Raw genomic sequence first — 18,760 nt, forward strand, 5'->3', positions numbered from 1 at the left:
CACCTTATTGGTGCATTATAGTCACAGCCTGATTTACCTGAGTTAACGCGGCAAATTTGTGGAGAAAAAAGCCCATCCGGAGATGGGCTGAAAGTTTCCACGGCAACAAGAGCCCTGACGTTTGCTGTGTCTGCCGTAGCGCCGGTAAGGGTTACCTTGCTACGGCGTGGCATCCGCCAGGCTTACTTCCGAATTACACGCTGTAGTACAGCTCAAATTCAACCGGATGCGGCGTCATGCGAACACGATCCATCTCTGCTTTACGCAGTTCGATGTAAGCATCGATGGATTCGTCGGTAAATACGCCACCGCGGGTCAGGAACTCGCGGTCTTCGTTCAGCGCATTCAGCGCTTCTTCCAGTGAACCCGCTACTTTTGGAATCTCAGCTTCTTCTTCCGGTGGCAGGTCATACAAGTTTTTATCCATCGCATCGCCAGGATGGATTTTGTTGATGATGCCGTCGAGGCCAGCCATCAGCAGTGCGGTAAACGCCAGGTATGGGTTAGCCGCTGGGTCCGGGAAGCGCGCTTCGATACGACGCGCTTTCGGGCTGGCAACTACTGGAATACGAATAGATGCAGAACGGTTACGCGCTGAGTAAGCCAGCATAACCGGTGCTTCATAACCCGGGACCAGACGCTTGTAAGAGTTGGTGGTCGGGTTCGCCAGGGCGTTAATCGCTTTAGCGTGCTTGATGATGCCGCCAATGTAGAACAGCGCCATTTCAGACAGGCCGCCGTATTTGTCGCCGGCAAACAGGTTGGTGCCGCCTTTTGACAGGGACATATGGCAGTGCATGCCTGAGCCGTTATCGCCAAACATTGGCTTAGGCATAAAGGTCGCGGTTTTGCCGTAGGCATGCGCCACGTTGTGCACAACATATTTGTAGATCTGAATTTCATCTGCTTTCTTGGTCATTGTGTTGAAGCGGGTTGCCACTTCGTTCTGACCTGCAGTTGCCACTTCGTGGTGATGCGCTTCAACAACCAGACCCATCTCTTCCATGGTTAGACACATGGCAGAACGGATATCCTGTGAGGAATCGACCGGTGGCACCGGGAAGTAGCCGCCTTTCAGACCTGGACGGTGGCCTTTGTTGCCGCCTTCATATTCTTTACCGGTGTTCCAGGCCGCTTCGATATCATCGATAGCCACGTGTGAACCAGAGGTTGAGGAGCCGAAACGGATATCATCAAACAGGAAGAATTCTGGCTCTGGTCCAAACAGCACGGTATCGGCGATGCCGGAAGAGCGCAGGTAATCTTCTGCACGTTTGGCGATAGAACGTGGATCGCGATCGTAGCCCTGCATGGTGCCTGGCTCAAGAATGTCACAACGGATGATCAGCGTAGGATCTTCAAAGAAAGGATCCATTACCGCCGTGGTAGCGTCAGGCATCAGCACCATGTCGGATTCGTTGATACCTTTCCAGCCGCCGATGGAGGAGCCATCGAACATCTTGCCTTCTTCGAAGAAATCAGCGTTAACCTGGTGCGCCGGAATCGTAACGTGCTGTTCTTTACCTTTGGTATCGGTAAAACGCAGGTCAACAAACTTAACTTCGTTTTCGTTCATCATCGACAGAACGTGTTCAGCGGACATACTCAACTCTCCTGGAAATTGTATTGTTGTCGTGGTGTGAGATTTTTTTGGTGTTGAAGCGTAAAGCTGCGCATACATTCACCATAAATATCTCAGACAAGCTGTCAACCGTTGTGGAAACTGCTGTTTTCGCTTAATGCAAATAAAGCGAATTCTATGCCAACTTTCTTATTTGCTGAAAAAAGCGCTATTATGCGCCCTCAAGTGAAACGAATAATGCACCATGATGGAAGTCGCGCACCATCTTGGTGCCTCTGGGTGATTGATGGGCACCATTTTGGTGCAATCATGCTTTAAAGTGCAATTCTTGCACTGTAAAAGGTGCTGATGGCTAGTCCGAACGCAAATTTTTATTCAAATTTGTGATCCTGTTCAGTCCTTCGATTAATCCGTGTACAATAGCGCGCTATTTCTAATGCCTGAGGCAAAGCTGTGATCGAAAATTTGCGTAACATCGCCATCATCGCGCACGTTGACCATGGAAAAACAACCCTGGTCGACAAACTGCTGCAACAATCCGGTACCTTTGACGCGCGTACCGAAGCGACCGAGCGTGTGATGGACTCCAATGACCTGGAGAAAGAGCGTGGGATTACCATCCTCGCAAAAAATACCGCCATTAAATGGAATGACTACCGCATCAACATCGTTGATACCCCAGGACACGCCGACTTCGGCGGTGAGGTAGAGCGCGTAATGTCAATGGTGGACTCCGTGCTGCTGGTCGTCGATGCGATGGACGGCCCGATGCCGCAAACGCGTTTCGTGACCAAGAAAGCTTTTGCCCATGGTCTGAAACCTATTGTTGTTATCAACAAAGTTGACCGTCCAGGCGCCCGTCCGGATTGGGTTGTTGACCAGGTATTTGACCTGTTCGTAAACCTTGATGCTACTGACGAGCAGCTGGACTTCCCGATCATTTTCGCTTCGGCGCTGAATGGTATCGCGGGTCTGGAACACACCGACATGGCTGACGACATGACCCCGCTCTATCAGGCGATCGTCGACCACGTTTCTCCACCACAGGTTGAGGCTGATGCGCCGCTGCAGATGCAGATTTCGCAGCTGGACTACAACAACTACCTGGGTGTGATCGGCATCGGCCGTATCAAACGCGGCAAAGTGAAGCCAAACCAGCAGGTCACTATCATTGATAGCGAAGGCAAAACCCGCAACGGTAAAGTGGGCAAAGTGTTGGGTCACCTCGGTCTGGAGCGTATTGAAAGCGACATGGCTGAAGCGGGCGACATCATTGCCATCACCGGTCTGGGCGAGCTGAACATCTCTGACACCATTTGCGATACGCAAAATGTGGAAGCGCTGCCAGCCCTGAGCGTCGATGAGCCAACCGTAACCATGTTCTTTAACGTCAACACCTCACCGTTCTGTGGTAAAGAGGGTAAATACGTTACCTCTCGCCAGATCCTTGAGCGTCTGAACAAAGAGCTGGTCCACAACGTTGCGCTGCGCGTTGAAGAAACTGAAGATTCTGACGCTTTCCGCGTATCAGGCCGTGGTGAACTTCACCTGTCCGTTCTGATCGAAAACATGCGTCGTGAAGGTTTCGAACTGGCGGTATCCCGTCCGAAAGTTATCTTCCGTGAGTTCGAAGGCCGCAAACAAGAGCCATTCGAAAACGTGACCCTCGACATCGAAGAAACCCATCAGGGTTCTGTGATGCAGGCGATGGGTGAGCGTAAAGGCGACCTGAAAAACATGGATCCGGATGGCAAAGGCCGCGTACGTCTCGACTACGTGATCCCAAGCCGTGGCCTGATTGGCTTCCGTAACGAATTCATGACCATGACCTCCGGTACCGGTCTGCTCTACTCCACCTTCAGCCATTACGATGATATTCGTCAGGGCGAAGTGGGCCAACGTCAGAACGGCGTGCTGATCTCTAACGGCCAGGGTAAAGCGGTTGCGTTTGCACTGTTTGGTTTGCAGGATCGCGGCAAACTGTTCCTCGGTCACGGTGCAGAAGTCTATGAAGGCCAGATCATCGGTGTTCACAGCCGTTCTAACGACCTGACCGTAAACTGTCTGACCGGTAAGAAGCTGACCAACATGCGTGCTTCCGGTACTGACGAAGCCACGACGCTGGTTCCGCCAATCAAGATGACCCTTGAGCAGGCGATCGAGTTTATCGATGATGACGAGCTGGTAGAAGTGACACCACTGTCTGTGCGTATTCGTAAGCGCCACCTGAGCGAAAACGATCGTAAACGCGCATCGCGCGGCAGCAAAGAGTAATCTTGCGCTGACTGCTAAACCCCGGCCATGCCGGGGTTTTTTTTCGCCTGTTATCCGCTACGGGTAGTGGTTTATTTCCTTTCACCGCGCTTTTTTCGCGCCTTCTTTTTGCCGTCCTTCACACCGCGCTTGCCTAAATTTTTCGCTTCAATTGTGGCGGCCTGTTCAGGGTCTGTTTTTACCGCTAGAGTGAAGAGTCACCGAAACAGGAGAGCGGGCCATGTTATACATTTTTGATTTAGGTAACGTCATTGTTGATATTGATTTCAACCGTGCGCTGGGCGTCTGGAGCGACCTCGGCCGTGTGCCTTTGGCCCTGTTACAGAAAGAGTTTCAGATGGGTGAGGCCTTTGAACAGCACGAGCGTGGCGAAATCAGCGATGAAGCCTTTGCCGCTGCCTTGTGCGATGAACTCGGCATGGCGCTGAGCTTCGAGCAGTTTACCGCCGGCTGGCAGGCTATTTTCGTCGGCGTGCGCCCGGATGCGCTGCTGGTAATGCAAAAACTGCGCGCGCAGGGCGATCGGGTGGTTATTTTGTCGAATACCAACCGTCTGCACTGTGAGTTCTGGCCAACCCAGTATCCGGAGGTGCAGAAAGCCGCCGATGCGATTTATCTTTCGCAGGAGATGGGCATGCGTAAACCGGAACCGGACATCTTCCTCAAGGTGTTACAGCAGGAAGGCTTCAGCGCCGATCAGGCGGTATTTTTCGATGATAACCAGGCCAATATCGACGCGGCCGCCGCATTAGGTATCAATAGTGTGCTGGTGACGGATGCGAAGGTCATTCCTGGCTGGTTCGCAGGCCGACTGTAATCCAATGAAAATGCATGCTGGCCGGTCCATGAAAGTCGCTGTCACCTGGATCAAGCTGCTATGGCGGCGAGTAGATGAAGACAATATGACGGTGCAGGCGGGCAATTTGGCCTATGTCTCACTGCTGGCACTGGTGCCGCTGGTGGCGGTGGTGTTCGCGCTTTTTGCCGCCTTTCCGGAGTTCTCCGACATCAGCCACCAGCTAAAAAACTTCATTTTTACCAACTTCGTACCGGCTGCGGGCAACACCATTCAGCACTACCTTGAGCAGTTTGTGGCGAATGTCGACAAGATGACCGCCGTCGGTGCGGTGGGGTTAATTGTCACCGCGCTGCTGCTGATGCACGCCGTTGATTGCGCGTTGAACGCCATCTGGCGCAGCAAAAAAAAGCGCCCGCTGGTGTTCTCTTTTGCCGTTTACTGGATGATTTTAACCCTGGGCCCGCTGCTGGCAGGGGCCAGCCTGGCGATCAGCTCTTACCTGCTCTCGCTACGCTGGGTCAACGCTACGGGCGTCACCAGCCTGGTTGATCACATGCTGCGCCTGTTCCCATTGCTGCTCTCCTGCCTGGCGTTCTGGCTGCTGTACAGCGTGGTGCCAACGGTACGCGTGCCGCCGCGCGATGCCCTGATTGGTGCGCTGGTGGCGGGGCTGCTGTTTGAGCTGGGTAAAAAGGGCTTTGCACTCTATGTTACGATGTTCCCTTCTTACCAACTGATTTATGGCGTATTGGCGGTAGTGCCTATTCTCTTTCTGTGGGTGTTCTGGACGTGGTGCATTGTCCTGCTCGGTGCAGAAATCACTGCCACCGTGGGAGATTACCGCCAGCTAAAGCAGCAGGAGCAGGATGAAAAATCCGCTGGAGAACTATGATTGCACTGATTCAACGCGTACTGAAAGCCAGCGTAACCGTTAGCGACAAGACCATCGGCGAAATTGGGCCCGGTTTGCTGGTGCTGTTAGGCGTCGAAAAAGAGGACGATGACAGCAAAGCGAGCCGGCTGCTGGATCGCGTGGCGGGATACCGCATCTTCAGCGATGAAAATGACAAAATGAATCTGAGCCTGCAACAGACAGGCGGCAGTCTGCTGGTGGTATCGCAATTTACTCTGGCGGCTGATACGAACAAAGGCATGCGCCCGTCGTTCTCTGGCGGCGCCTCGCCTGCTGAAGCGGAGCGTCTCTATGAGCATTTTATTCAGCTGAGCCGCGACAAAGGTATTGTGACAGAAACGGGGCGTTTTGCCGCCGATATGCAGGTTGCTTTGGTGAACGATGGCCCGGTAACGTTCTGGTTGCAGGTGTAAAACCACGCATCACCGGCGTTTGAACTGGCGTCCGGGTGGCGAAAGAGAGATCCATTTATGTACCATCTTCGAGTGCCAGAAACAGAAGAGGAACTGGAAACCTATTATCAGTTCCGTTGGGAAATGTTGCGCAAACCGCTACGGCAGCCACAGGGCTCCGAGCGCGATGCCTGGGATGCGCTTGCCCATCATCAGATGGTGGTGGATGAGCACGGTAAACCGGTCGCCATTGGCCGCCTTTATATTAATGCTGACAATGAAGCCGCTATCCGCTTTCTTGCCGTGCATCCTTCCGTGCAGGGCAAAGGGTTGGGAACTCTGGTGGCCATGACGCTGGAATCCGTTGCTCGTCAGGAAGGCGCCAAGCGCGTGGTGTGTAGCGCGCGCGAAGATGCGATCGCTTTCTTCGCCAAGCTGGGCTACATCAATCAGGGTGAAATCACCGCGCCGCAGACCACACCGCTGCGCCACTTTCTGATGATTAAACCGGTCATCACCCTTGATGATATTCTGCATCGCGCAGACTGGTGCGGCCAGCTACAACAGGCCTGGTACGATCACATCCCGCTCAGCGAAAAAATGGGCGTACGCATCCTGCAATATACCGGGCAGAAATTTGTCACCACCATGCCGGAAACCGGCAATCAGAACCCGCATCAGACCTTGTTTGCTGGCAGCCTGTTTTCGCTCGCCACGCTGACCGGATGGGGGCTGATCTGGCTGCTGCTGCGTGAGCGCCATCTTGGCGGTACCATCATTCTGGCCGATGCGCACATTCGTTACAGCCATCCGATTAAAGGCCGTCCAGGTGCCACTGCCGATCTCGGTTCGCTCAGCGGCGATCTGGATCGCCTGGCGCGTGGTCGCAAGGCCCGTGTTCAGTTAGAAGTTGAACTGTTTGGCAATGATGAGTGCGGTGCGGTATTTGAAGGCGTGTATCTGGTGTTGCCTGCCGATCCGGATGGACCGCTGGAAGAGGGCGGCTCTGGCGCCCGCATCAATTAATAACGGGCCGCGCTGAGGCGGCCCGCAGTTTATTTTACCTCGCCAGCGGTCATGCTTTGCTGAATCTCATTGTTATCGGTAGTCACGCGCAGCTCGCCGTTGCTGCTGGCTTTCAATGTGTTTCCGGCGGCAAGGCTGCTGTTCAGTTTCAGTGTCAGATTGCTGCTACCGGTTAACGGCAGCGCTGGCCAACCCCAGTTCTGCAGAACGTTAGCGGGCACTGCCCGACCGTTAAGATTAAGCATCAGCGCACGCGCCGCGTTTTGATCCACTACCGCCAATCCTTCCAGCATACCTTCACCTACAAATGCGCTCATTTCTGTCACCTTGATGCGCTGATCGTCAGCAGTCAGCGCCAGCGACGGATGGCGCAGATCGGTGCGGTTAAAGGTCGCCTGCGCCGCGTTCAGGCTTAGCGTCCCGCGCCAGATGCCCCATTGCTGGTGACGCGCGAGCGTCAACTCACTGCCGGTGCCGTCCAGCGCGGTGAGCTGAAACGGAAAATCAGGATTCACATCAATCAGCAGATTGCGATTGGCGCTGAGTTTCTCCACCTCAACGCCCTGCAACCAGCCAGGTAAGGTTTTCTGCCAGCGCGCGCGCCAGTTCTGCGGCAGAGTATATTCCAGACCGGCGATCACCAGCTCATCCAGCACCAGCGTTTTGTCGTTACGTGTCCAGCTGCCGTTGGTGCGAATCAGCCCATTAACGAAGCGGGTGCTGAACTGATCGAGATCGATGCCCTGCGCAGTGAAGTGCATGTTGGCAATCGGATCGATAAATTCGAGGCTGCCATTAATGAAGTTGCTGGCATTCATCTCCAGCGAGCCATCATCACTTTCCCAGTCGTTGCCGTGCAGACGAATGTTTTTCAGCGACAGATCGAGGTCGGTAATCGCCCATTCCGGGCCCTGCAGGCGCGCATCGGTGATATCCAGGCGGTCAATTTGTACCGAGGGCACCTGCGTCAGCGGCCGCAGAAAATCCTGCAACGACTCGCTGGTTTGCAGACGAATATCGTTCAGGCGCAGATTATTGATCCGCCAGTTGCCCACGGCGTCGCGTCCGGCGTTACCGGTTAGCGATCCGCGTGCCAGATCGGCGCCAATGTTGTTGAGCTGCAGCTGACCGTGATCCATGCGGCCCTGAATCAGCACGTTTTTGCCCGCCACGCCGTACAGTGTGAGATCGCCCGCGCTCATCTGGAAGTTCGCGCTGTCGCCCAGCAGATCGCCTTTTTTCGGCTGCCACGGCAGAACGCCACCGTTTACCGCACTGGCGCTCAGAGGCAATACATTATCGGGACTGCGGATCACCATATTGCTCAGCTGTAATCGGTTGGCCGCCAGCGGCAGCGCTTCATTACCGTTGAGGTTTGCCAGATCGAGCGTCCCGTCTTTTAACAGCAGCGTATCAAAGTGGCCGGGCTGGCTGAACTGTGCCAGTGCAAAGCCGAGATCGACGCTTTTCGCTACCAGCACCGCGGGTTCGCCATCGTGGCCGAAGGTGAAATCATCGAGGGTTAAATGACCAGGCGAAGAGAAGTTGTGTTCGATTTTGCTGACGGAAAGGTGCCAGTCGGTATTGTCGCTGATCCAGCGGCTGGCCCAGCCTGCGCCCCAGCGCGTTTGCAGTGATACATAGGCGATCACCAGCAGCAATAACACCAGCAGCAGCAGCGTCAGTAAAAATTTTCCGACAAATTTCATTGCACCTTTCCCTAAGAGTTTCCGCCAGAGGTTGTTATGCCTGAATTACCGTTCTGGCTCAACCGCCTGAAGAGAAAGTCACAACAATTGAGAGGATGCCGCCGGTGAACGGACGGGCAGGCGCCCGTCCTTCGTGCTCTATTTTTCCAGCGGGAAAACCAGATTGAGTATGATAGCGGTAATGCCGCCCGCAGCGATGCCCGATGACAGCAGGGTTTTCAGCCAGTCAGGCGCAAACTGCAGGATCAGTGGCTGTTGCGAGACGCCAAGACCGACGGCCAGCGACAACGCGATAATCATGATGGCGCGACGGTTCAGCGGCTCGCGTGACACGATGCGCACGCCGGAGGCCGCAATGGTGCCGAACATCACCAGCGTGGCACCGCCGAGTACCGGTTCAGGAATGTGCTGCACAAAACCACTTACCGCGGGAAACAGGCCCAGCACGATCAGCATCAGCGCCACGACAAAACCGACGTAGCGGCTGGCCACGCCGGTTAGCTGGATCACGCCGTTGTTCTGGCCGAAGCAGGAATTGGGAAAGGTGTTGAACAGGGCGGAAACGCAGGAGTTCAGGCCGTTAGCCAGCACGCCACCTTTCAGGCGCTGCATATAAAGCGGTCCGCTAACCGGCTGCTCAGAAACATCAGAAGTGGCGGTGATATCCCCGATGGTTTCCAGCGACGTCACCATAAATACCAGCATCAGCGGAATCAGCAGGTTCCAGTCGAAACCAAGGCCGTAGTAAAGCGGCGTTGGCACGGCAATCAAGGCATTGGTGGCGGGAGCGGTTTGCTGCGGCAGCATATCCATCGCCCAGGCCAACAGATACCCCACCGCCATGGCGATCACCAGAGATGCGACGCGCAGGTAGGGATTACGCTGGCGATTGAGCAGGATAATTACCAACAATACCGCACCTGCCAGCATCAGATTCTTCGGCGCACCAAAGGTGTGATCGTTCATCGCGGCAAAGCCGCCGCCAATCGAAGTCAGGCCAACCTGGATCAGGGACAGGCCGATAATCATCACCACAATGCCGGAGACCAGCGGCGTAATAATGCGCCGTGCCAGATGCAGCACGCGGGATAGCACCATCTCGGTACAGGAAGCGACCATCAGCGTGCCGAACAGCGCCGCCATCATGGTAGGTACATCCGCGCCGCCATTCTTCAGTACCATGCCGCCCATAATCAACGGCGTAACAAAGTTAAAGCTGGTGCCCTGAATAGATAACAATCCTGAACCGACCGGCCCCCAGGTTTTAATCTGTAAAACAGAGGCGATACCGGAAGCGAACAGCGACATACTGATAATGTGCTGCGTGTCCTGCGCGGGCAGGCCAAGCGCCTGGCAAATCAGCAGCGCGGGCGTGATCACCGCAACGAACATCGCCAGCAGATGTTGGCATGCAGCAAACAGCGTTTGTGGCAGCGGCGGGCGGTCATCAAGGCGATAAATCAGTTCACTTTTTGCCGGATTGGCAGCAGTCGAGTCGGTGGGATTGGCGGACATTTTTTCTGTTCCTGATCACAAAATGGCGATTGTAAACAGAAGCCCGCTAAAAGCAATCGTTTGCTAATGCAGGATAATAAAGAGCGGGTCAGGCGTTGGTATAACGCTCGGTTTCAGGCAGCCAGCGCTCTATCAGCGCCTGCGCCTGCTGCGGATAGTGCTGATGAATATGGCGCGCAACGCGCTGCACTTCCGGAATCATCGCCTGATCCCGCAGCAGATCGGCAACCCTGAAGGCAGCATTACCGGTTTGACGGGTACCCAGAAGCTCACCGGGACCGCGGATTTCCAGATCGCACTGGGCGATAACAAAGCCGTCGTTGCTGTCGCGTAGCACCTGCAGACGTTTCTGGGCGGTTTTGCTCAGAGGCGCCTTGTAGAGCAATACGCAATGCGACGCGATGGCGCCACGGCCTACGCGTCCGCGCAGCTGATGCAGCTGGGCGAGGCCCAGGCGTTCCGGGTTTTCGATGATCATCAGGCTGGCATTGGGCACGTCCACGCCCACTTCGATCACCGTGGTAGCCACCAGCAGCTGCAGTTCGCCGAGTTTAAAAGCCTGCATCACCGCCTGCTTTTCGGCTGGCTTCATACGGCCATGCACCAGCCCAACGGCAATCTCCGGCAGCGCCAGCTTCAGCTCTTCCCAGGTGGCTTCTGCCGCCTGTGCTTCCAGCAGATCAGACTCTTCAATCAGCGTGCAAACCCAGTAAGCCTGACGGCCTTCACCGCAGGCGCTCTGCACGCGAGTAATGATTTCAGCGCGTCGGCTATCGGGAATCGCTACCGTGGTAACCGGCATGCGGCCCGGCGGCAGCTCATCAATGGTGGAGGTATCGAGATCGGCATAGGCCGTCATCGCCAGCGTGCGCGGAATGGGCGTGGCGGTCATGATCAGCTGATGAGGATGAAAGCCCTGCTCTTCGCCTTTTTCCCACAGCGCCAGCCGCTGATGCACGCCAAAGCGGTGCTGTTCATCAATGATCACCAGCGCCAGGCCGTTGAACTGCACCTGTTCCTGGAAAATGGCATGGGTGCCGACGATCATATTGACCTGGCCGCTGGCGATCAGCTCCTGCTGTGCCAGCCGCGCTTTGCCCTTCTGCTTACCGGCCAGCCAGCCCACTTCGAGACCAAGCGGACTGAACCACTGACGAAAGTTATTGGCATGCTGCTCAGCCAGCAGTTCGGTTGGAGCCATCAGCGCAACCTGTTTGCCCCAGGCGATCACGTGCAGCGCGGCTAACGCTGCAACCAGCGTTTTGCCTGAGCCAACGTCGCCCTGTACCAGGCGCATCATCGGATAATCGAGCGCTAAATCCTGTTCAATCTCTTTTACCACGCGCTTCTGCGCCTGCGTTGGCGTGAAGGGCAGCGCCGCCAGCAGTTTGTCGCTAAGCTGGTGGCGCGCCGTCATTGGCAGCGCATGGTAACGCTGTGCGCCTGCCCGCACCGCCAGCATGCTCAGGTTATGCGCCAGCAGTTCTTCAAGGATTAGCCGCCGCTGTGCCGGATGTTTACCGCTTTCCAGATCGGCAAGCTGCATATCAGGCGGCGGACGATGCAGCATTTGCAGTGCATCCGGCAGACTCATCATGCCGTGGCTCAGTTCTGGCGGGAGTAATTCGGCAATGGCGCAGGTTTCCAGCAGTTTGAGCGCCTGATCGGTGAGATTGCGCAGCGTTGCCTGACGAATGCCTTCGGTGGTGGAATAGACCGGCGTCAGCGTCTCCTGCAGTTCCGTGACGCTGTTTTCGCCCTGAATACGGTATTCAGGATGAATAATTTCTGCGCCGCGCTGGCCACGCTTGATCTCGCCGTACGCGGTGACGCGCTTGCCCGGCGCAAGGCTGTTTTTCATGCCTGCGTTGAAATTGAAGAAACGCATAGTAAGCACGCCGCTGCCGTCGCTGATCTGACACACCATCATGCGGCGTCGGCCAAAAGTAATGTCGCTGTGCAGCACTTCGCCTTCCACCGTGGCCCAAATGCCCGGCAGCAGATCGTTAATGGCGTAGAGTTGGGTGCGATCTTCGTAGCGCAGCGGCAGGTGCAGCAGTAAATCCTGAACGGTGAGCAGGCCGAGCTTAGCCAGCTTGCCTGCCTGACTGGCACCGACGCCGGTCAGGGAATTAAGCGGAATGGCGTCCAGCAGGCGGCCTGTCATCTTTTACGGGCCGTGGATTGCATGGTTGCCCACCATTCGTCATCGGCGATCACTTCACCGGCATCGTTAATGTAGGGATAGGGCAAACGCTTGTGTTTAGCCACGCGTGCCAGCACCGGATAACCGCCTTCAAACAGCAGGCGCTGCTGTTCACTTTCGCTCAACGGGCTTTCACTGCGCTGGTACATGCCGGCATTTTGGCGCTGACGCTGCGCTTCATAAAGAATCAACGCCGAGGCCACCGAGACGTTCAATGACTGCACCATACCGATCATCGGAATGATGATCTGCCGATCGGCCAGCGCCAGCGCTTCTGCGGTGATGCCGGTTTTTTCCTGTCCCATCAAAATACAGGTTGGCCGGGTGTAATCAATGTCACGGAAATCCACCGCCTGCGGAGAGAGGTGCGTCGCCAGAATTTGCATATTCTGGCCTTTGAGATGAGTTACTGCGTCTGCGATGGTGGGATGGGTTTTCACCTGCACCCAGCTGTTGCTGCCTGCGGCGGATGAGACCACGGTGCGCATGCGGTTGCCCGGCCAGACGGCGTGAACCTCATGAACGCCTACGGCATCGGCCGTACGAATCACGGCAGAGACGTTGTGCGGCTTATGCACCTGTTCCATGCAGACGGTGAGATCGTGCTGGCGTGCAGCCAGCATTTCTCTGATACGGGTAAAGCGTTGTTCATTCATCGGGTTAGTTACGGTTGCGGTGCACTTTGATCACATCCGGCATCACACGGATTTTGCGCATGATGTTTGCCAGCTGGATGCGATCGCGCGCGGTCAGACGAATAAACGCGCTGTAAACGCGGCCGTCTCGCTCTTCCGTATTCAGACTCTGAATATTGGATCCGGCGGTATTAATGGCCGCGGTCAGATTGGCCAGCGCGCCCTGATGATTAAACATGTCGACTTTGATCTCAGCGACAAATTCCTGCTCGGTGACCTTATCCCATTCCACCGCCATAAATTTCTCAGGCTCTTTCTGATAGCCACGGATATTACGGCAGGATTCATGGTGCACCACCAGGCCTTTGCCCGGACTAACGTGCGCGACAATTGGATCGCCCGGAATAGGGCGGCAGCATTTCGCAAAGGTGATCAGCACGCCATCTGCGCCTTTGATCGGCAATTTGCCCTGCGAATCTTCCTGACCCGACGTATCGGCCACCAGTTGATTACCCTGCATCAGGTTTTTCGCTACCACCACGCTCATGGCGTTGCCAAGGCCGATTTCGGCCAACAAATCGTCCATTGATGCCAGCTTCATGCGCGCCAGTTCATGCTGGATATTTTCCGGCGGGATCTCAGCCAGTTTACGGCTGCCACCCAGCGCATGATTCAGCAGGCGACGACCAAGGCTGACCGAATCGTCACGCTTGAGATTTTTCAGCAGCTGACGAATTTTGGCGCGCGCTTTGGAACTGACGACAAAATTAAGCCAGGCGGCGTTGGGGCGTGCGCCCGGCGCGGTAATGATTTCGATGGTCTGGCCGCTGGTCAACGGCTGTGACAGCGGGTAAGGCTGGCGATCAACGCGCGCTCCCACGCAGGCATGACCGATATCGGTATGCACGGCATAGGCGAAATCCACCGGCGTGGCGCCAGCGGGCAATTCGACAATGCGGCCTTCCGGCGTGAAAACGTAAATCTCATCGGGAAAGAGATCGGATTTAACGCTTTCAATAAATTCAAACGAGCTGCCGGCGCTTTGCTGCAGTTCCAGCAGGCTTTGTAGCCAGCGCTGCGCACGGATTTGCGCGGTAGTGCTGCTTTCGCCCTGTTCTTTATAAGCCCAGTGCGCAGCGACACCCATCTCGGCCATCTGATCCATATCTTCGGTACGGATCTGCACCTCAACGGGCACGCCATGCGGCCCGATCATTGAGGTATGCAGTGATTGATAGCCGTTGGCTTTAGGAATGGCGATGTAATCTTTGACCCTGCCCGGGCGCGGCTTATACAAGCTGTGCATCTGGCCCAGTACGCGGTAACAGGTATCAACATCGCGGACAATCACGCGAAACGCGTAAATATCCATAATGGAGTGGAAACGCTGCTCTTTCAGCTGCATTTTGCAGTAGATCGAATAAAGGTGCTTTTCCCGACCGCTGACGCGACAGGGAATGCCCGCTTCCTGCAAACGACCATCGATCTCAGAGAGAATTTTTTGAATCATCTCTTTGCGGTTGCCGCGTGCCGCTTTCACCACCTCTTTGATCACCCGATAACGATTAGGATAGAGCGCTTCAAAACCCAGCTCTTCCAGTTCGGTTTTCAGATGATGGATACCAAGGCGGTGCGCCAGCGGGCTATAGATTTCCAGCGTTTCCAGTGCAATGCGGCGACGCTTATCGGGGCGTAATGACCCCAGCGTGCGCATGTTGTGCGTGCGGTCGGCCAGCTTGATCAAAATGACGCGGATATCCTGCACCATCGCCATGATCATTTTACGGAAGTTCTCGGCCTGCGCTTCTTTCTTGTCGCGGAATTTCAGCTTATCCAGCTTGGATACGCCCTCCACCAGTTCGGCAACGCTTTTGCCAAATAACTGTTCCATATCCTGGTAGGTGGCGGCGGTATCTTCGATAACGTCATGCAGTAGCGCAGCCATGAGGGTTTCATGGTCGAGCTTCATTTCCGCGAGAATACAGGCGACCGCAACCGGATGGGTGATATAAGGCTCACCGCTGGAGCGTGTCTGTCCCTCGTGAGCATCACGTGCGACAAGGTAAGCTTGCTTGAGGCGTTTAATCTGATCCTCAGGCAAGTATTTTTCAATCAGCTGATTGAGGCTTTCAAACAGATACAAGGCGAGGCCTTCCGGCAGCTAATTAACGACGACCTTCAGCGATAGCGGTAACAGCCTGCAGTTCTGCGGCTTCCTGCTCTTGCTGCTCCTGACGATCACGGACATCCAGAATCTTGTTGGTGATCAGACCTTCTTCGATTTCGCGCAGGGCGATAACGGTGGTCTTATCATTTTCTTCCGGAACCAGTGGATCTTTACCGCCGATCTGCATCTGACGTGCGCGACGAGCCGCGACGAGAACCAGGTCAAAACGGTTACCAATTTTCTCTACTGCGTCCTGAACGGTTACGCGTGCCATAAGTGTGCTACTCCACAGGTGAAGAAATGACTGGGCATAATACTGAAACTCAATTCAGTCTGCCATTAGTTTGCTGATTAAAGCATCATGCCGGGCTTTTTGACGGCCCATGCGCAAGCGCTCAGCGCGAATGATGGTTTTGAGATCGGACAATGCCAGATCAAAATCATCATTAACAATCAGATAATCGTACTCCGCATAATGGCTCATTTCGGCGACGGCCTGCGCCATGCGCCGGGCAATCACCTCTTCGCTGTCCTGACCACGGCCACGCAAACGGCGATCCAGCTCATCTTTCGACGGCGGTAACACGAAAATGCTGCGCGATTGCGGCATCTTCTCGCGAATCTGCTTGGCGCCCTGCCAGTCGATATCGAGGAAAACGTCTACGCCGGTAGACAGAATCTGTTCAATCGCCTTGCGGGAGGTGCCGTAATAGTTGCCAAACACTTCGGCATGCTCAAGAAAGGCATCTTCCGCAATCATTGCCTCAAATTCGTTCTTCGAGACAAAAAAGTAGTGTTCGCCATGATTCTCGCCAGGCCGCACGTTGCGGGTGGTATGAGAGATCGAAACCTGCGTGTCATACAGCGGCTGCGTTTTTAACAGCGCCTGAATCAAACTGGATTTTCCCGCGCCGCTAGGGGCGGAAACAATAAAAAGCGTGCCTTGAGCCATGATTCATCTTGAAGTGAGTAAAATGCGGAGTGTGTTTCCTGCACAGTATACACAGCTTCCCCCTGCCATGCAGCGTTTGTGATTTATGCCCGCCTTTTTTCTTTGCTTTTCCGTAATGACTCGCAGCTTGTTTGTCCTTTTGAGTAACGCCGGAATGTTTCTTGCGGCACGTTTTCCGGATAGCGCAAAGTGCGCTGGCATCGATAGCTGAATCACCGTTTACTGCTGGCAGCGTACAAAAGGAGCACTTATGAAGGGACTGTTTGCATTACTGCTGTTGCTTGTCGCGGGCCCGCTACAGGCTCTCTGTCCGGTCTGGACGCCAGCGCGTGCCGCAACGGAGATAGCCACCTTGCACCAGCAGCTTAGCCTGTGGGATCGGGCATATTATCAACAGGGACAAAGCCTGGTGGATGATACGCTTTATGACAGCCTGCAACGGCGTTTACAGCAGTGGCAAGGCTGCTTCCAGCCGGATGTGTTGCCTCATCAGTCGCAGTGGGCAGAAGGCGGCAACCTCACCCACCCGGTAGCGCATACCGGCGTCAAAAAGCTGGCGGATAAGTCTGCAGTGGCCTGGTGGATGCAGTCGCGCAGCGACATATGGGTACAGCCAAAAGTGGACGGCGTTGCCATTACGCTGGTTTACCGCGAGGGTAAGCTGGCTGCAGCGATCAGTCGGGGTGACGGCCTGCGCGGCGAAAGCTGGCTGCAAAAAGTCGAGAATATTCCCGCCATTCCTAAAACTCTTCCCGTTTCATTACCTGCCGTGGTGCTACAGGGAGAGCTGTTTTTACGGCGGCCCGATCATCAGCAGGCAAAAGATGGCGGCATGAATGCACGGTCGCAGGTCGCGGGGGCATTAATGCGTACAGAAAACAGTGACCTGCTCGATCAGCTCGACGTTTTTATCTGGGCATGGCCGGATGGACCGGTTGAGATGCAGCAGCGTCTGAACACGCTGCGTGACTGGGGGTTTCCGCTCACTGCCGCGTGGACGAAGCCGGTTAGCGATGAACATGAAGCAGAAGCCTGGCGCGAGCACTGGTTTCGTCAGGCGCTGCCTTTTGCGACCGATGGCATTGTGCTGCAGCAGACGCGCCGTGCACAGGGTAAGCAGTGGTTACCGGGTCAGGGATCGGAGGTGGCAGCATGGAAATATCAGCCGCCCAGCGTGAGCAGCGAAGTCACGCGTGTGAGCTTTTCCGTGGGCCGCACCGGCAAAATCGCGGTGGTGCTTGAGTTGTTGCCGGTGCAACTGGATGACAAAACGGTGCGCCGGGTCAATGTAGGGTCAATAAAGCGCTGGCGTGAATGGGATGTCATTGCAGGCGACCAGATTGCGATTAGCCTGGCCGGGCAGGGGATTCCGCGACTGGATGAGGTGATTTGGCGGGTAGCGCAGCGTGATTATCCGGTGGAACCGGATGCTGGCCGCTATCACCCGTTAAGCTGCCTGTTACCTGCAACGGAATGCCGTGAACAGTTTTTGGCACGGCTTAGCAACCTGAGCCAGAAATCGGTTCTCGATCTGGCGGGCATTCAGCGCAGCAGCTGGCAGCGTTTGATGGCACATGACGATTTCACGCAGCTTTTTGCCTGGCTCGGTTTAAGCATTGAAGAGATGGCGCGCCTGCCTGGCATCAGCAACGCACGGGCAGAACAGCTCTGGCATCGTTTTCAGTTCAGCCGCCAGCAGCCGTTCAAGCGCTGGCTTAAAGCGCTGGGTGTGCCATTGCCGGCCGCGGCCCTTGATGCAATGGCCAGCGAGAACTGGCAGAGCATTCAGGCGCGTGGTCCTGAAGCATGGCAGCAATTGCCGGGTATTGGGCCAAAAACCGCACGGCAAATAACGGACTTTCTCGCTGACCGCACCGTCAATGAGCTGGCTGTCTTTCTCCAGCGCCAGCGCATTCCCGGTTTTGCAGAGCTTAATGTTCCGGATGAGGATAATTGAAGATCGGCAGGCCGAGCTTGAAGCGCAGCGCCAGCAGGCGGGCAATAAAGCCAAACAGCAAGGTGAGAATAATCACCAGCTCGTGCGAAAGGTCAGTTTTCAGCAGCAGGATGTAGATCCAGCCAGAGGCGAAGGCGATGCCAGCGTACAGCTCTTTCTGGAAGACCAGCGGAATGCGATTGCAAAACATATCGCGCAGAACGCCGCCGAATACGCCGGTAATGACCGCGGCAATGGCGGCAATCAGTGAGGCATGGCCGCTGTCCAGCGCCACCTGTGCGCCGATAATTGAAAAAACTACCAGGCCTAGCGCATCAAGTACCAGAAACACTTTACGCAGGTGGTTCATTAACGGGGCGACCAGCGTGGTTACCACGGCCGCGGCGGCAACAATCACGATGTACTCAGGATGCTTAACCCAGCCGAGTGGGTAATGTCCAAGCAGGATATCGCGCACCGAGCCGCCACCAATAGCGGTCACCGAGGCAATAATAATGACGCCAAACATATCCATTTTGCGACGTCCGGCCGCCAGCGCGCCGGTCATGGCTTCGGCGGTAATCCCGATGAGGTAAAGCACAGTGAGTAACATAGACAGCTCCTGAAAGTTGGCGCAAGCCTAAGCGTTACGCC

At 55.4% G+C, this 18,760-nt stretch carries 14 protein-coding genes and 1 pseudogene; 6 read left to right on the forward strand and 9 right to left on the reverse strand.

From position 1 onward, the window contains the following. Positions 1-193 precede the first annotated feature (193 nt). Positions 194-1,603, reverse strand: a complete 1,410-nt coding sequence (glnA, locus tag ACJY2L_RS15030; protein WP_067426535.1) for a glutamate--ammonia ligase — start codon at positions 1,601-1,603, stop codon at positions 194-196. A 432-nt stretch (positions 1,604-2,035) separates the two neighbouring features. Between glnA and typA the strand changes: the two genes are divergently transcribed. The 5 genes from typA (at position 2,036) to fabY (ending at position 6,986) form a co-directional block, all read left to right on the forward strand. Beyond that, positions 2,036-3,856 carry a ribosome-dependent GTPase TypA gene (gene typA / locus ACJY2L_RS15035; protein WP_439214387.1) on the forward strand — a complete coding sequence of 607 codons (1,821 nt, stop codon included), beginning with the start codon at positions 2,036-2,038 and terminating at the stop codon, positions 3,854-3,856. Positions 3,857-4,076: 220 nt separating this feature from the next. Continuing rightward, complete coding sequence (yihX, locus tag ACJY2L_RS15040) at positions 4,077-4,673, forward strand: glucose-1-phosphatase (RefSeq protein WP_439214388.1); 597 nt, start codon at positions 4,077-4,079, stop codon at positions 4,671-4,673. 4 nt (positions 4,674-4,677) lie between these two features. After that, positions 4,678-5,547 carry a virulence factor BrkB family protein gene (locus ACJY2L_RS15045; RefSeq protein ID WP_439214389.1) on the forward strand — a complete coding sequence of 290 codons (870 nt, stop codon included), beginning with the start codon at positions 4,678-4,680 and terminating at the stop codon, positions 5,545-5,547. Then, positions 5,544-5,981, forward strand: a complete 438-nt coding sequence (gene dtd / locus ACJY2L_RS15050) for a D-aminoacyl-tRNA deacylase (RefSeq protein ID WP_225701199.1) — start codon at positions 5,544-5,546, stop codon at positions 5,979-5,981. Before ACJY2L_RS15045 ends, dtd begins: the two co-directional genes overlap by 4 nt. Before the next feature lie 57 nt (positions 5,982-6,038). After that, positions 6,039-6,986, forward strand: coding sequence for a fatty acid biosynthesis protein FabY (fabY, locus tag ACJY2L_RS15055; RefSeq protein ID WP_067426548.1), 948 nt, complete (start codon positions 6,039-6,041; stop codon positions 6,984-6,986). A gap of 29 nt (positions 6,987-7,015) precedes the next feature. Here fabY and ACJY2L_RS15060 read toward each other — a convergent pair whose 3' ends face one another. The 7 genes from ACJY2L_RS15060 to gmk form a co-directional block, all read right to left on the reverse strand. Next, entirely contained in the window at positions 7,016-8,695 is a 1,680-nt protein-coding gene (locus ACJY2L_RS15060; RefSeq protein ID WP_439214390.1) for an AsmA family protein, read from the reverse strand. 138 nt (positions 8,696-8,833) lie between these two features. Then, the gene (locus ACJY2L_RS15065; protein WP_439214391.1) at positions 8,834-10,210 is read right to left on the reverse strand and encodes a nucleobase:cation symporter-2 family protein; all 1,377 of its coding nucleotides are present in this window, start codon (positions 10,208-10,210) and stop codon (positions 8,834-8,836) included. An 88-nt stretch (positions 10,211-10,298) separates the two neighbouring features. Then, entirely contained in the window at positions 10,299-12,377 is a 2,079-nt protein-coding gene (gene recG / locus ACJY2L_RS15070) for an ATP-dependent DNA helicase RecG (protein ID WP_187486853.1), read from the reverse strand. Continuing rightward, positions 12,374-13,072 (reverse strand): tRNA (guanosine(18)-2'-O)-methyltransferase TrmH, encoded by a 699-nt coding sequence (gene trmH, locus ACJY2L_RS15075; RefSeq protein WP_187486852.1) that lies wholly within the window; start codon positions 13,070-13,072, stop codon positions 12,374-12,376. The genes recG and trmH overlap by 4 nt, the downstream gene beginning before the upstream one ends. Positions 13,073-13,076: 4 nt before the next feature. Continuing rightward, positions 13,077-15,194 (reverse strand): bifunctional GTP diphosphokinase/guanosine-3',5'-bis pyrophosphate 3'-pyrophosphohydrolase, encoded by a 2,118-nt coding sequence (gene spoT, locus ACJY2L_RS15080; protein WP_067426561.1) that lies wholly within the window; start codon positions 15,192-15,194, stop codon positions 13,077-13,079. Between the two features lie 22 nt (positions 15,195-15,216). Next, positions 15,217-15,492, reverse strand: a complete 276-nt coding sequence (gene rpoZ / locus ACJY2L_RS15085; protein ID WP_067426563.1) for a DNA-directed RNA polymerase subunit omega — start codon at positions 15,490-15,492, stop codon at positions 15,217-15,219. Between the two features lie 54 nt (positions 15,493-15,546). Continuing rightward, complete coding sequence (gene gmk / locus ACJY2L_RS15090) at positions 15,547-16,170, reverse strand: guanylate kinase (protein ID WP_067426565.1); 624 nt, start codon at positions 16,168-16,170, stop codon at positions 15,547-15,549. Between the two features lie 250 nt (positions 16,171-16,420). On the opposite strand from gmk, the pseudogene ligB reads away from it, so the two are divergent. Next, positions 16,421-18,161: pseudogene (gene ligB, locus ACJY2L_RS15095) on the forward strand (NAD-dependent DNA ligase LigB); the annotation flags it as partial. Here ligB and ACJY2L_RS15100 read toward each other — a convergent pair. Then, on the reverse strand, positions 18,102-18,719 hold the full coding sequence (locus tag ACJY2L_RS15100) for a trimeric intracellular cation channel family protein (protein ID WP_067426569.1): 618 nt from the start codon (positions 18,717-18,719) through the stop codon (positions 18,102-18,104). The pseudogene ligB and the gene ACJY2L_RS15100 overlap by 60 nt on opposite strands. Positions 18,720-18,760 lie beyond the last annotated feature (41 nt).

The sequence above is a fragment of the Duffyella sp. Ts4 genome, assembly GCF_051851875.1.
Lineage (GTDB): Bacteria > Pseudomonadota > Gammaproteobacteria > Enterobacterales > Enterobacteriaceae > Duffyella > Duffyella gerundensis.